General features: G+C 71.0%; 11 protein-coding genes. 10 read left to right on the top strand and 1 reads right to left on the bottom strand.

Going from position 1 to position 14,056, the window contains the following annotated elements:
- Window positions 1–21 precede the first annotated feature (21 nt).
- From ACWCQS_RS02030 to ACWCQS_RS02015, 4 genes are read left to right on the top strand one after another with little or no spacing between them, the layout of a single operon-like run.
- A complete protein-coding gene (locus ACWCQS_RS02030) occupies window positions 22–1,344 on the top strand; it encodes a DUF6716 putative glycosyltransferase (RefSeq protein WP_451002675.1) in 1,323 nt (440 codons plus the stop codon).
- A gap of 23 nt (window positions 1,345–1,367) precedes the next feature.
- Complete coding sequence (locus ACWCQS_RS02025) at window positions 1,368–2,714, top strand: cytidylyltransferase domain-containing protein (RefSeq protein ID WP_451002674.1); 1,347 nt, start codon at window positions 1,368–1,370, stop codon at window positions 2,712–2,714.
- 12 nt (window positions 2,715–2,726) lie between these two features.
- A complete protein-coding gene (locus ACWCQS_RS02020; RefSeq protein WP_451002673.1) occupies window positions 2,727–3,665 on the top strand; it encodes an N-acetylneuraminate synthase family protein in 939 nt (312 codons plus the stop codon).
- Between the two features lie 38 nt (window positions 3,666–3,703).
- Window positions 3,704–4,873 (top strand): hypothetical protein, encoded by a 1,170-nt coding sequence (locus tag ACWCQS_RS02015; protein ID WP_451002672.1) that lies wholly within the window; start codon window positions 3,704–3,706, stop codon window positions 4,871–4,873.
- A gap of 408 nt (window positions 4,874–5,281) precedes the next feature.
- On the opposite strand, the gene ACWCQS_RS02010 is transcribed toward ACWCQS_RS02015, so the two are convergent.
- The gene (locus tag ACWCQS_RS02010; RefSeq protein ID WP_451002671.1) at window positions 5,282–5,971 is read right to left on the bottom strand and encodes a class I SAM-dependent methyltransferase; all 690 of its coding nucleotides are present in this window, start codon (window positions 5,969–5,971) and stop codon (window positions 5,282–5,284) included.
- 231 nt (window positions 5,972–6,202) lie between these two features.
- Here ACWCQS_RS02010 and ACWCQS_RS02005 point away from each other — a divergent pair, with 231 nt between their 5' ends.
- The 6 genes from ACWCQS_RS02005 (at window position 6,203) to ACWCQS_RS01980 (ending at window position 14,011) form a co-directional block, all read left to right on the top strand.
- Window positions 6,203–7,438: an amidohydrolase gene (locus ACWCQS_RS02005; RefSeq protein ID WP_451002670.1), complete on the top strand. Its 1,236-nt coding sequence runs from the start codon at window positions 6,203–6,205 to the stop codon at window positions 7,436–7,438.
- 940 nt (window positions 7,439–8,378) lie between these two features.
- Window positions 8,379–9,437 (top strand): BMP family lipoprotein, encoded by a 1,059-nt coding sequence (locus tag ACWCQS_RS02000; RefSeq protein ID WP_451002669.1) that lies wholly within the window; start codon window positions 8,379–8,381, stop codon window positions 9,435–9,437.
- A gap of 236 nt (window positions 9,438–9,673) precedes the next feature.
- On the top strand, window positions 9,674–11,200 hold the full coding sequence (locus ACWCQS_RS01995; protein WP_451003011.1) for an ABC transporter ATP-binding protein: 1,527 nt from the start codon (window positions 9,674–9,676) through the stop codon (window positions 11,198–11,200).
- Window positions 11,197–12,324: an ABC transporter permease gene (locus ACWCQS_RS01990; RefSeq protein ID WP_451002668.1), complete on the top strand. Its 1,128-nt coding sequence runs from the start codon at window positions 11,197–11,199 to the stop codon at window positions 12,322–12,324. The genes ACWCQS_RS01995 and ACWCQS_RS01990 overlap by 4 nt, the downstream gene beginning before the upstream one ends.
- Window positions 12,324–13,610 (top strand): ABC transporter permease, encoded by a 1,287-nt coding sequence (locus tag ACWCQS_RS01985; protein ID WP_451002667.1) that lies wholly within the window; start codon window positions 12,324–12,326, stop codon window positions 13,608–13,610. Before ACWCQS_RS01990 ends, ACWCQS_RS01985 begins: the two co-directional genes overlap by 1 nt.
- Window positions 13,607–14,011 (top strand): cytidine deaminase, encoded by a 405-nt coding sequence (locus tag ACWCQS_RS01980; protein ID WP_451002666.1) that lies wholly within the window; start codon window positions 13,607–13,609, stop codon window positions 14,009–14,011. The genes ACWCQS_RS01985 and ACWCQS_RS01980 overlap by 4 nt, the downstream gene beginning before the upstream one ends.
- The last annotated feature ends 45 nt before the right edge of the window (window positions 14,012–14,056 follow it).

The following is a 14,056-nucleotide window of genomic DNA, read 5'->3' as shown; positions in this document are numbered from 1 at the left end:
TGGCTTCCTAGCGTCTTCCGCGTGCCAGCAAGTGCTACGAAGTCCCTGCGGGTCGCCGTCCTCGCCGATTCCGACACCCGGTGGAAGTGGGGCGCGCTCACCGCGCAGCGCCTCGCCCCCACGGATGCCGAGATCCGGCTCGACGGCTACCTCCTGCGAGGGCGCGCCACCCCGACGGCCCGCCAGCTGAAGGAGGTCGGCGTCCGGGCGGACTCCCTGCGCGAGGTCACCGGCGTCGAGTTCCTTCGTGCGATGGATGGAGCCGTCGAGGACCAGTACGACGTGCTCATCCTCGCGCTCGTCGGCGGCGGCGTCCAGGCCATGCTGCACGGACTGCGCGCCACCTGGGCGGGCGCCGGCAAGCGCCCCGTGGTCGTCACCGGCTATGTCGGTGTCGTCTACGAGAAGCTCGCCGACGGCCTGCTGCTGCGGCACGGCGCCGACCTCGTCCTCGCCAACTCCCGGCACGACGCGGACCGGTTCCGGGCCGTGTACGAGGGCGTGGGCGCCGACGCCTCCTCGGTCACCGAGGTCGCGCTGCCCTTCCTCGGCGGGGCGCCGTACACCGGTGAACACGAGCCCTACACCGTGGTGTTCGCGGCCCAGCCGTCCGTCCCGGACAGCCGCAAGGACCGCACCTACCTGCTGAACCGGCTGATCGAGCACGCCCGGAAGCACCCCGAGCGCGAGGTGCTGCTGAAGCTGCGCTCCAAGCCGGGCGAACACACCACCCACATCGAGGAGTTGCCGTACCAGAAGCTGGTCCAGGGCAAGGACGTGCCCGCCAACTTCCGCCTGGTGTACGGCCACATGGGCGAGGTGCTGGACCGCACCGACCTGCTCGTCACGGTCAGCTCCACGGCCGCCCTGGAGGCCCTGCACCGCCGTATCCCCACGGTCGTCCTGACCGACCTGGGCGTGCGCGAGGTGCTCGGCAACCACCACTTCACCGGCTCCGGGTGCCTGGCCTCCTGGGACCAGCTCGACGCCGGGCACCGGCCGGTGCCGGACGCGGAGTGGGTGGCCCGGCAGGGGGTCGCCGCCGACGGCTCGTACGAGACGGCCTTCGAGACCGCCCGCGAACGCATCGCGAAGCTGCTCGACCGGCCCGGCGGCCTGCCGCCCCTGAACCCCTACTACACCCCCGAGACCGCGCCCGGCTATCTGCCCGGCATCCTCGCCCGGCACCACCTCGGCCCCGACGGCGTCCCGCTGCCCGGTGCGCCCGCCGCCGACAAGGAGCCCGGACCGGTCCGCCAGATCGTGCGCCGCGCGGCGCGTGGCGCCTACCGCCACGGCGTGCAGCGGGTCGCTCCGGTGATCCGCCGGATGGGGGAGCTGTGACCTCTTTCCAAGGAGTGGACCCCATGTCGAACCCGGAAGCGGGCCAAGGCGCGACGGTGCGCCGGGTGCTCGCGGTGATCCCCGCCCGCGGCGGCTCCAAGGGCGTGCCCGCGAAGAACCTCGCTCCCGTCGGCGGGGTCCCGCTGGTGGCGCGCGCGGTGCGCGAGTGCCGGGCGACCCGGCTGGTGACCGACGTCGTCGTCTCCACCGACGACCAGGCCATCGCCGCCGCCGCCCGGGAGGCCGGCGCCGAGGTCGTGCTGCGCCCGGCCGCCATCGCCGGGGACACGGCGACCTCCGAGGCCGCGGTCCTGCACGCCATGGACGCCCACGAGGCGCTGCACGGCGCCGCCGTCGACGTGGTCCTGCTCGTGCAGTGCACCAGCCCGTTCATCGTCCGCGAGGACATCGACGGGGTTGCGTCGGCGGTGATCGAAGGCGGCGCGGACACCGCGCTGACGGTCGCCCCGTTCCACGGGTTCGTCTGGCGCGACGCGGTCGACGAACTTTCCGCGCACGGCGAGCCGTCGGCCACCGGCGCGGTGGCCGAAGGCCGCGCGGCGACGGAGGGCGCCACCGGCACGGCCGCGGCGGCGGGCGGCAGCCACGCCGTTCCCGCGCCGACCGCCGGAGGCCATGGCGTCAACCACGACAAGTCCTACCGCCCGCGCCGCCAGGACCGCCCGCAGGACTTCCTGGAGACCGGCGCCGCCTACGCGATGGACGCGGCCGGCTTCCGCAAGCACCAGCACCGCTTCTTCGGCCGTACGGAACTCGTCCGCACCGACCCCGCGCGCGTGCTGGAGATCGACGACCCGCACGACCTGGCACGCGCCCGCGCGCTGGCCCCGCTCTTCGACGCGGACCGCCCCGGTTCGCTGCCGACCGCCGACGACATCGACGCGGTCGTACTGGACTTCGACGGCACCCAGACCGACGACCGGGTGCTGATCGACTCCGAAGGACGGGAGTTCGTCTCCGTGCACCGCGGCGACGGACTCGGCATCGCGGCCCTCCGCAGGAGCGGCCTGAAGATGCTGATCCTGTCCACGGAACAGAACCCTGTGGTCGCCGCCCGCGCCCGGAAGCTGAAGCTTCCCGTGCTGCACGGCATCGACCGCAAGGACCTCGCGCTGAAGCAGTGGTGCGAGGAGCAGGGCATCGCGCCGGAGCGCGTGCTCTACGTCGGCAACGACGTCAACGACCTGCCGTGCTTCGCCCTCGTCGGCTGGCCCGTGGCGGTCGCTAGCGCCCACGACGTCGTACGCGGCGCCGCACGCGCGGTCACCACCCTCCCCGGCGGTGACGGCGCGATCCGAGAGATCGCCAGCTGGATCCTCGGCCCCTCTCTCGATTCCCTCCCCAAGTAAGGACATCCCCTGATGAGCACCAACTCCCGTCTGCGTACGTTCGGTTCCCGCGAGGTCGGCCCCGGCCGTCCCGTCTACATCTGCGGCGAGATCGGCATCAACCACAACGGTGAGCTGGAGAACGCCTTCAAGCTGATCGACGTGGCCGCCGAGGCCGGCTGCGACGCCGTGAAGTTCCAGAAGCGCACCCCGGAGATCTGCACCCCGCGCGACCAGTGGGACATCGAGCGCGACACCCCCTGGGGCCGGATGACCTACATCGACTACCGCCACCGCGTGGAGTTCGGTGAGGACGAGTACCGCCAGATCAACGAGTACTGCAAGGAGAAGGGGATCGACTGGTTCGCCTCCCCGTGGGACACCGAGGCCGTCGCCTTCCTGGAGAAGTTCGACGTCCCGGCCCACAAGGTGGCCTCCGCCTCCCTGACGGACGACGAGCTGCTGCGCGCCCTGCGCGCCACCGGCCGCTCGGTCATCCTCTCCACGGGCATGTCGACCCCGAAGCAGATCCGCCACGCGGTCGAGGTCCTCGGCTCCGACAACATCCTGATGTGCCACGCCACCTCGACCTACCCGGCCAAGGCCGAGGAGCTGAACCTCCGCGTGATCAACACGCTGGAGAAGGAGTACCCGAACGTCCCGATCGGCTACTCCGGCCACGAGACCGGCCTGCAGACCACCCTCGCCGCGGTCGCGCTCGGGGCGACCTTCGTCGAGCGTCACATCACCCTCGACCGCGCCATGTGGGGCTCCGACCAGGCCGCGTCGGTGGAGCCGCAGGGCCTGGAGCGCCTGGTCCGCGACATCCGCGTGATCGAGTCCTCCCTGGGTGACGGCGTCAAGAAGGTCTACGACTCCGAGCTCGGCCCGATGAAGAAGCTGCGCCGCGTCGCCGGCGTCGTCGCCGAGGCGGAGATCGCCGCGGCGGCGGGCGAGCCGGTCACGGTCTGAGTGTTTTGATCCCCTTACGACGGGACGGTCGTACGCCCATGAGCCCCCGCGCCGGTCACGCCGGCCACCCTCCCCGCACGCTCGCCTTCGTGGAGAGCCCGGTCCAGCTGCTCAACGTGCTGGAGTGGGCGCATCTGCACGGCCTGCGCGGCGCGCAGCCGGACCCGCTGCCGGCCACGGACCCGCTTCCGTCCGTGCCCGCGCAGGTACGGCGGACGGTGGCCGGCAACCCCCCACAGACCGGCGCGGAGCTCATGGTCGTCGTCCTGTCACCGACCGACCCCATGACCCGGGGCCAGCTGCGCCGCATGGCGGACCTGGCCCGGGACGAGGGGTACCGGGTGCGCTGGGAGGAGGCGCGGGGCGGCACGACCGCGCCCTTCTCGACGATCGGCGGCCTGGCAGGGGCCCTGAGAAAGGCCGACCGGATCGTCATGGGCGACCCGTTCTCGCGGTATGTGCAGCTGTTGCTGACGATCACGCGGGCGAAGGACCTGGTCGTGGTCGACGACGGCACGGCGACGATGGAGTTCGTCGCCCAGCTGGCCCGCGGTGAGCGGCTGGTCCGCTGGCACCGCAAGGGCGGCCGCCCGGGCGCGAGGGACCTGCTCTTCGCCCCCGTCTCCTCCTCGGCCCGGCGCCGGCTGACGCCGAGCGCGCGCCGCAGGGTCGAGGTCTTCTCCTCCATGCCGGTGACGGAGACCCCGGACGGGGTGACGGTCACGGCCAACGACTTCTCCTGGACCCGTGCCCGCTTCGGGCCCCCGCGCATCACCAAGGGGGCGGACATGGTGGGGACGTCCTTGGTGGAGACGGGCGTGGTGGACGGCGACCGCTATCTGGAGGCCGTCCGCACCCTGGCCAAGACGCACGGCGCGACCCGCTACTTCGCCCACCGCCGCGAGAGCGCGGACAAGCTGCACCGCCTGGCCGCCGAGACCGGCCTGGAGATAGTCCGCCCGGACCTCCCCCTGGAGCTGATCGCCCGCCGGGGCCCGATCGGCCGTACGATCCTCAGCTTCCCGTCGACGGTCGTCCACACCCTGCCGCTGGCCCTGGCCGGCACGGGCGTGCGGGTGGCGGTGTGCGACATCGACCCCGCCTGGCTCACGGAGAACGCGTCGCCGCGAGCGCAGGGCTTCCTGTCGGGTGTCACCGGCACGGCCCGTGACGTACACCGACTGGCGGCGGTCACGAGCCTGGCCTAGGCCATGGGGGCCAAGGGGCTGATGATTCGCAGCCCTGCCGCGAGGTGTTCCCGGGCAGGGCTGCTGCATCCCGTGCCGGATCAGTCGTTCGCCAGGTCGCACGCCCTGCCGGCGTGTGCCGCACGGACACCGAGGTCCACGAGCAGTTGGTTGCACGTCAGCGTATCGGCTGGGCCACCCGCTCCCTGGCCGATGTTGCATGCCCGCTTGACCCCCGAACCGACCACGTAGCCCTTGCCCGCCAGATAATGCCGGCAGTCCTTCTGTTCGCTCAACTCCCGTTGAAGCGGGAGTAGTTCGAAAGGCCACCCGTTGGCCTCGGGCTTCCTGGGGCGGACGGGGACGGGGTTGTCCAGCAGCGCGGGGGCCGGTACAGATCTGCCCATCGGGTTCTGTCACCGGATCGGCTCAGGCTCCGGCGGCGGGTTTGCGGGCCAGTACGAATGCCCTTGACAGGGTCTCCTCGCCGGCTGGTTCCCGGCGCACCGTCGCCACCAGGTCCAGGCCGGCCTCCGTCAGCGCCGCGGTGAGCTGTTCCGGGGTGCGCCAGTAGTAGTCGAGGTCGATCTGGTGGCCGAAGCGCTCCGGGAGGTGCAGGTGGCCGGGCGCCCCTGCGGTCTGGAAGGCGAGGAGGGCGTGGCCGCCGGGCTGGAGCGTGCGGTGGAATTCCGCGCAGGCCGCCGGCAGGTGGGCGTCGGGGACGTGGATCGTCGAGTACAGGGCGAGGATGCCGCCCAGGGTGGCGTCCGGCAGGTCCAGGGACGTCATCGAACCGACGTGGAAGCGCAGCCGGGGGTAGGTGTCACGGGCCATCCTCACCATGGCGGGGGAGAGGTCGACGCCGAAGGCCGGGACGCCCAGCTCGTCCAGGAGCGCGGTGACATGGCCGGGGCCGCTGCCCAGGTCCGCCACGGGGGCCGTGCCGAGCGCGGTGACCAGCTCGGCGAAGGCGGTGATCACGCTGCGGTCCAGGGGGTGCCAGCCGCCGGCCGGGAACTGGGCGGCGTAGTCCTTGGCGATCGCGTCGTAAGAGGCGCGGGTCGTCCGGAGGAAGGTCTCGGTCGCTTCGGTGCGGAGGTTCTCGGTCGCGTCGGTCACGGGTGCGGACCCTACCGACCGGGGGCGCGGGAGGGGGTCCGGTTCGTGGACATGGCGCGCGTGAGTGCGGGGAGGCGTGGTATGCGTGGAAGAAGAAACAGGTTTTACCCATCAGTGTCCGCCGCCATGCGTCCGCCGGTCAGATTTTCTTCCCCTAACGGGCTGAAGTTTTGTTGATCAAGGGGTAGTTGACCAGCCGGGCGTCCTACCCTTCAGAGGGTGAAGCAATTGATGTCCCTAGAGTCCGAGGCCGGCCTCGCGGGGGATGTGCTCCCCGGTGTGCTGAGCGAAGCCCTGCACACCGAACTCGTCGCTTTCCGTCGCGACCTGCACATGCACCCTGAGCTGGGCAATCAAGAGTTCCGTACGACCGCCGCGATCAAGGAGCGGCTGGAGCAGGCGGGGCTCAGGCCCCGGGTGCTCGCCAAGGGAACCGGACTCGTCTGTGACATCGGCATGACGGACGGTGAGCGGCCGGCCGTACCGCTGCTGGCGCTGCGCGCGGACATCGACGCCCTGCCCATCCCGGACACCAAGACCGACTGCCCGTACCGGTCGACCGTGCCCGACCGGGCGCATGCGTGCGGGCACGATGTGCACACGACCGTCGTGCTCGGCGCCGGGCTCGTGCTCGCCGACCTGCACGCCAAGGGCCTGCTGCCGCGGCCGGTGCGGCTGATCTTCCAGCCCGCCGAGGAGGTGCTGCCCGGCGGCGCGCTGGACGCCATCGAGGACGGGGCGCTGAAGGGGGTCGAGCGGATCCTCGCCGTGCACTGCGACCCCCGCGTCGACGCCGGGAAGATCGGGCTGCGGCACGGCGCGATCACAAGCGCGTGCGACCGGCTGGAGATCGCCCTGGACGGGCCCGGCGGGCACACCGCCCGGCCGCATCTGACCACCGATCTCGTCACCGCCGCCGCCCGGGTCGCCGTAGACGTGCCCGCGCTGATCGCCCGCCGCGTCGACACCCGGGCCGGGCTGGCGCTGACCTGGGGGCGGATCGAGTCGGGGCACGCCCCGAACGTGATCCCGCAGCACGCCGAGCTGTCCGGGACCGTGCGCTGTCTGGACCTGGACGCCTGGCGGCAGGCCCCCGACCTCGTGCACGCGGCCATCGACGAGGTCGCCACCATGCACCGCGCCAAGTCCGAGATCACCTATGTGCGCGGAGTGCCGCCCGTGGTCAACGACCGGGAGTCCACCGAGCTGCTGCGCCGGGCGATGGCGGCGCGGCGCGGCCGGGACTCCGTCGAGAGCACCGAGCAGAGCCTCGGCGGCGAGGACTTCTCCTGGTACCAGGAGCACGTCCCGGGCGCCATGGCCCGGCTCGGCGTCCGCAAGCCCGGCGAGCGCACCGTGCGCGATCTTCACCAGGGCGACTTCGACGCCGACGAGCACGCCATCAAGGTCGGCGTGGAGATGTTCACGGCGGCGGCCTTCCTGGAGCCGAACGACGTACAGGGCTGAACGTGCGGTGCCCCGGGGCACGCCCGCGAGCCGGGGCACGGGCGGCCCCGAGTCGGGCGCCCGGGGTGGCCTGGAGATGGGGCCCTTGGGCGGCCCCGAACGAGCGCCCGGGGTGGCCCCGGGACGAGAGCCCTGGGCGGCCTGGGGATGGGGCTCCTGGGCGGCCCTGAACGAGCGCCCGGGGTTGCCCTGAGACGAGCGCCCTGGGTGGCCCGGAGATGGGGCCCTGGTGTGTTGCCCGAGTCGGGTGCCTGGGGTGTCCCCGAGTCGGGCGCCCCGAGGGTTGCCCTGAGACGAGCGCCCTGGGTGGATTGGAGATAGGGCTCCTGGGTGGCCTGGAGGTGGGGCCCCTGGGTGGCCCCGAACGAGCGCCCGAGGGTTGCCCTGAGACGAGCGCCCTGGGTGGCCTGGAGGTGGGGCCCTGGTGTGTTGCCCGAGTCGGGTGCCTGGGGTGTCCCCGAGTCGGGCGCCCGAGGGTGGCCTAAGGGGCCCTGGTGTGTTGCCCGAGTCGGGTGCCCGGGGCGTCCCCGAGACGGAGCACTGGGGTGGCCGGAGATCGGGCCCTGGGGTGGCCCGGAGATGGGGCCCTGCAGTGGCCCCGAACGGGCGCACGGGGCGTTCCAGAGGCGGGCCCGAGGTAGGCTCCGCGGCGGCCCCGAGAGGGGGTGCCCGGAGGTCCGGGGAGGTTCCCCTCGTCGGCGCAACACACTCGTAAGCCATTCGTACACGCTCCGCAACAGCGCCATGAGAGGACCGGGAGAGCGAGTTCAGACGCTGTTTGCCTCGAATCGATAACGGCTTCGCGAGAGGGTTTTTTGCGACATCTACGCGCGTTACGATGCCGCGAAGCCGACGCCGCCGGGGCGTTTCGGCTCGAGCACTGGCATGGTGCTCACATCAAGCGCCGACACGGCGCTCAGGTCAGGTGAAGGAGCCTCCCGTGCGCCGGGTAGCCAAGCTTTCCGCTGCGGCAATCGCCACCGCAGCTCTCGCCGTGACTGCCACCGCGTGTGGCAGCACGTCCTCCGACAACAACGCCAGCCCCTCGTCCTCGGGCGGCGCCAAGGGCGGCATCAAGATCGGCCTCGCCTACGACGTCGGCGGCCGTGGTGACCGTTCCTTCAACGACTCCGCCGCGCGCGGTGCCGACAAGGCCGCGAAGGAGTTCGGCGGTTCCATCAAGGAGCTGACCGCCAAGACCTCCGACACGGAGGCCGACCGCGAGCAGCGCCTGACGGACCTGGCGCAGGCGGGGTACAACCCGATCGTCGCCGTCGGTTTCTCCTACGCGCCGGCCGTGACCAAGATCGCCAAGCAGTTCCCGAAGACCAACTTCGGCATCGTCGACTCGGTCGTGAACGCGAGCAACGTCGACAGCATCACGTTCACCGAGGAGCAGGGCTCCTACCTGGCCGGTGTCGCCGCGGCACTGAAGACCAAGAAGGACCACGTCGGCTTCATCGGCGGTGTCGACGTCCCGCTGATCAAGAAGTTCGAGGCGGGCTACGTCCAGGGCGTCAAGGACACCAACCCGAAGATCAAGGTCGACACCCAGTACCTGAGCCACGGCTCGGACTTCTCCGGCTTCGCCAGCCCCGACAAGGGCAAGGAGGCCGCGCAGGGCATGCTCGACAACGGCGCCGACGTGATCTACTCGGCCGCCGGCTCCTCCGGCAACGGCGCGATCGAGGCCGTCAGCGGCACCAAGGGTGCCTGGGCCATCGGCGTGGACTCGGACCAGTACAACATCCCGGGTCTGGCCAAGTACAAGAACTCGATCCTGACCTCCATGGTCAAGAACGTCGACGTCGGCGTGTACGACTTCATCAAGTCCGTCCACGACGGCAAGCCGCTGGCCGGCCTCAACGCCTACTCCCTCGCCAAGAACGGTGTCTCGCTGGCCACCAGCGGTGGCTTCATCAACGACATCCAGCCCAAGCTGGACGCCGCGAAGCAGAAGATCGTCTCCGGCCAGATCAAGGTCAAGACCACCCCGTGACCCGTCCGGTACGGCCGGACCGCCGATGCGGCGGTCCGGCCGTACCGCGGGACTTGAGGCTCGGCGCGGGGGCGCCCTCCGGAGCCCCCCGCCGAGCCATAACAATGTGTCAACTCTACGCGTGTAGCGTGGAGTTGCCGCGCTAGCGTCGCCGACGCCCAAGCCCTCCCCTACGCAGCCCCTTTCCCCGAGGAGAGTGCGCCATCAACGCGTCCAGCCCTCCCGCTGCCGTCGAACTGCGCGGCATCACCAAGCGTTTCCCCGGCGTCGTCGCCAACCGCGACATCGACATCACGGTCCACACGGGCACCGTCCACGCCCTGTGCGGTGAGAACGGCGCCGGCAAGTCCACCCTGATGAAGATCCTCTACGGCATGCAGCAGCCGGACGAGGGCACCATCACGGTGGGCGGCGAACAGGTCACCTTCCACAACCCCGGCGACGCCATCGCCCGCGGCATCGGCATGGTGCACCAGCACTTCATGCTCGCCGACAACCTCACCGTGCTGGAGAACGTCGTCCTCGGCGCGGAGAAGCTGTACGGCATCGGCAACAAGGCCCGCACCAGGATCAAGGAGATCTCGGACGCGTACGGCCTGAACGTCCGCCCGGACGTACTGGTGGAGGAGCTGGGCGTCGCCGACCGCCAGCGCGTGGAGATCCTCAAGGTCCTCTACCGCGGCGCCAAGACCCTCATCCTCGACGAGCCGACGGCCGTGCTCGTGCCGCAGGAGGTCGACGCGCTCTTCGACAACCTGCGCGAGCTGAAGTCCGAGGGCCTCACCGTCATCTTCATCTCCCACAAGCTGGGCGAGGTGCTGTCGGTCGCCGACGAGATCACCGTCATCCGGCGCGGCACCACCGTCGGCACGGTCTCGCCGCAGGGCACCACCCCCAAGCAGCTCGCCGAGCTGATGGTCGGCGCCGAGCTGCCCACCCCGGAGACCGCGGAGTCCACCGTCACGGACGTCCCGATGCTGAAGGTGGAGGGGCTGCACCTCGCGCAGACCGACCTCGAGGGCATCGAGCGGATCATTCTGGACCAGATCTCCTTCACCATCCACAAGGGCGAGGTCCTCGGCATCGCCGGTGTGGAGGGCAACGGCCAGTCCGAGCTGGTCGAGGCGATCATGGGCATGCGCCACCCGGACGCCGGCGTGATCACCCTCGACGGCACCGACATCTCCCGCACCCCCACCCGCGACCGCCGCGAGGCCGGCATCGGTTACATCCCCGAGGACCGCCACCGCCACGGCCTGCTGCTGGAAGCGCCGCTGTGGGAGAACCGCATCCTCGGCCACGTCACCGAGAAGCCCAACGCGCGCGGCCGGCTGATCGACATCAAGGCCGCCCGCGCCGACACCGAGCGGATCGTCCAGGCCTACGACGTCCGCACCCCCGGTATCGACGTGACCGCGGGCTCGCTGTCCGGCGGCAACCAGCAGAAGCTGATCGTCGGCCGCGAGATGAGCCACGACCCCAAGCTGCTCATCGCCGCCCACCCCACCCGCGGTGTGGACGTCGGCGCCCAGGCCGCCATCTGGGACTACATCCGCGAGGCCCGCCGCGAGGGACTGGCCGTCCTGCTGATCTCCGCGGACCTGGACGAGCTGATCGGGCTCTCCGACACCCTGCGGGTGATGTACCGCGGCCGCCTGGTCGCCGACGCCGACCCCGCCACCATCACCCCCGAAGAGCTGGGCTCCGCCATGACGGGTGCGGCCACCGGCCACCTGGAGCACACAGAGGACGACGAGCGATGAACAAGCTGACCTCACGGATCGACAAGGAGCGGCTGCTCCTCGGCCTCGCCGCGCCGGTGCTGGCGGTCGTCGCCGCGCTCGTCGTCACCGCCCTGGTGATCCTCGCGACCGGCAAGAACCCCGGCTCCGCGTTCAGCGACATGATGACCTACGGCTTCGCCAGCGACAGCCAGGTCTACATCCTGAACAAGGCGACGACGTACTACCTCGCGGGCGTCTCCGTCGCCATCGGCTTCCGGATGAACCTGTTCAACATCGGCGTCGACGGCCAGTACCGGCTCGCCGCGTTCTTCGCCGCCGTCCTCGGCGGGGCGCTGACCGTGCCCGGCTGGATCGCCATCCCGCTGATCCTCATCTGCGCCATGGCGACCGGCGCCCTGTGGGCGGCCATCGCGGGCATCCTCAAGGTGACGCGCGGCGTCAGCGAGGTCATCTCGACCATCATGCTGAACTCGATCGCCACCGCGATCATCGCCTACCTGCTGCAGCCCGGGAAGCTGGCCCGGCTGGAACAGGGCGGCACCGTGGTCTCGACCAAGCCGCTGCCGTCGTCCTCGTACTTCTTCAGCATCAACACCGGCCCGGCCGGGCAGCTGTGGGGCTTCATCTTCATCGCCGCCGCCGTCGGTGTCGCGTACTGGTTCGTCCTCGGCCGCACCCGGTTCGGCTTCGACCTGCGCACCGTCGGCCAGTCCGAGAGCGCCGCCTCCGCGAGCGGTGTGTCCGTGAAGAAGATGATCGCCACCAGCATGATCATCTCGGGTGCGGTGGCCGGTCTGATCGGCATGCCGACCCTGCTCAACGACTCCTACGCGTTCAGCAACGACTTCCCGGTCGGCATCGGCTTCACCGGCATCGCCATCGCGCTGCTCGGCCGCAACCACCCGATCGGCATCGCGCTCGGCGCCCTGCTCTGGGGCTTTTTGGAGCGCACCACCAACCACCTGGAGTTCCAGGGCTACGACAAGGAGATCCTCGGCGTCATCCAGGGCGTCATCGTCCTGTGCGTCGTGATCGCCTACGAGGTCGTGCGCCGCTACGGCCTCAAGCGCCAGCAGCAGAAGGTCGGCGCCGAACTCGCCGCCCAGGCCGCCGCCCCGACGAAGAAGCAGGAGGTGGCGTGATGACTGCCACGATGACCGACACGCCGCCGCCCGCGGCGCCCAAGGCGGCGGGCGCGCCGCAGCGCTCGGGCCGCTCCTTCGGCCAGATCCTCCTGCTCGTCGCGGGTGCGCTGCTGCTCCTGGCCGCGGTCCGCATGATCACCGGCTCTCAGCAGCTCGACTCCGCCGGCCAGGTCAGCGCCGCACTCGGCCTCGCCGTGCCGATCGGCCTCGCCGGCCTCGCCGGTCTGTGGTCCGAGCGCTCCGGTGTGGTCAACATCGGCCTCGAAGGCATGATGATCCTCGGCACCTTCGGCGCCGGCTGGGTCGGCTGGCAGTCCAGCCCCTGGCTCGGCCTGCTGTGCGGGATCGGCTTCGGCGTCCTCGGCGGCCTGCTGCACGCCGTCGCCACCGTCACCTTCGGCGTCGACCACATCGTCTCCGGTGTCGCGGTCAACCTGCTCGCGCTGGGCGCCACCCAGTACCTCGCCAAGCTGTTCTTCGCGGGCGGCAGCGCGGCCAACGCGGGCGGCAACCCCAAGCAGTCCCCGCCGGTGGACTCGCTGCCGCAGGTCACCGTGCCCGGCCTGTCCAGCGGCCTGCACTCGATCGAGACCCACCACTGGTTCCTGATCTCCGACCTCGCCGGCATCATCGGCGGTCTGGTCACCAACCTGTCCGTGATCACGATCCTGGCCGCGGTGCTGTTCGTCGGCAGCTGGTGGCTGCTGTGGCGCACCCCGTTCGGTCTGCGGCTGCGCTCCTGCGGTGAGAACCCGACCGCCGCCGAGTCCCTCGGCGTCAACGTCTACAAGTACAAGTACGCGGCCGTGGCCGTCTCCGGCGGCCTCGCCGGCCTCGGCGGTGCCTTCCTCGCGCTGGTCACCTCGCACACCTACCTGGAGGGCCAGACCGGTGGCCGCGGCTACATCGGCCTCGCGGCGATGATCTTCGGCAACTGGCGTCCGGGCGGCCTCGCGATGGGCGCGGGCCTGTTCGGCTACTCCGACGCGCTCCAGCTGCGCAACGGCGGCCCGACCGTCCACGCGCTGCTGCTCCTGCTGGTCATCCTGCTCGTCGCCCTGGCAGGCTGGAAGCTGTACCGCACGTCGCTGTGGCAGGGCGCGATCAGCCTGATCGTGGCGGCGCTGGTGCTGCTGTGGTACCTCGTCACCGACGAGGTCCCGAGCGACTTCGTGGGTGCCACGCCGTACGTCGTCACCCTGCTGGTGCTGTCGCTGTCGGCGCAGCGCCTGCGGATGCCGAAGGCGGACGGCATGCGCTACCGGAAGGGTCAGGGCAAGTGACGCGGAAGGCCGCCGGGTTCGACTGGGAGGCGCTGCGGGAGGTGGCGCGCGAGGCGATGTCCCACGCGTACGCCCCCTACTCCGGCTTCCCGGTCGGCGTGGCGGCCAGGGTCGACGACGGCCGCACGGTCACCGGCTGCAACGTGGAGAACGCCTCCTACGGCATCGGCCTGTGCGCCGAGTGCGGCCTGGTGTCCGACCTGCAACGCACGGGCGGCGGCCGCCTCACGCACTTCACCTGCGTGGACGGCAAGGGCGGCCTGCTCGTGCCGTGCGGCCGCTGCCGTCAGCTGCTGTACGAGTTCGGCGGCCCGGACCTCCTCCTGGACACCCCCGCGGGCGTCCTCACGCTCTCCGAGATGCTGCCCCAGGCCTTCGGCCCGGACCATCTCACCAAGTAAGTCCCGTACGGCCCCCCTGCCCCGCTCGCAGGGGGGCCGCACACT

Source organism: Streptomyces sp. NPDC002076, assembly GCF_053593835.1.
This window is presented reverse-complemented; position numbering and strand designations above follow the sequence as displayed.

Bases quoted from the DNA above. Each gene is read 5' to 3' on its own strand.
- ACWCQS_RS01985 (WP_451002667.1), top strand. From the start codon at position 12,324: ATGACTGCCACGATGACCGACACGCCGCCGCCCGCGGCGCCCAAGGCG.
- ACWCQS_RS02025 (WP_451002674.1), top strand. From the start codon at position 1,368: ATGTCGAACCCGGAAGCGGGCCAAGGCGCGACGGTGCGCCGGGTGCTC.
- ACWCQS_RS02015 (WP_451002672.1), top strand. From the start codon at position 3,704: ATGAGCCCCCGCGCCGGTCACGCCGGCCACCCTCCCCGCACGCTCGCC.
- ACWCQS_RS02005 (WP_451002670.1), top strand. From the start codon at position 6,203: ATGTCCCTAGAGTCCGAGGCCGGCCTCGCGGGGGATGTGCTCCCCGGT.
- ACWCQS_RS01990 (WP_451002668.1), top strand. From the start codon at position 11,197: ATGAACAAGCTGACCTCACGGATCGACAAGGAGCGGCTGCTCCTCGGC.
- ACWCQS_RS02020 (WP_451002673.1), top strand. From the start codon at position 2,727: ATGAGCACCAACTCCCGTCTGCGTACGTTCGGTTCCCGCGAGGTCGGC.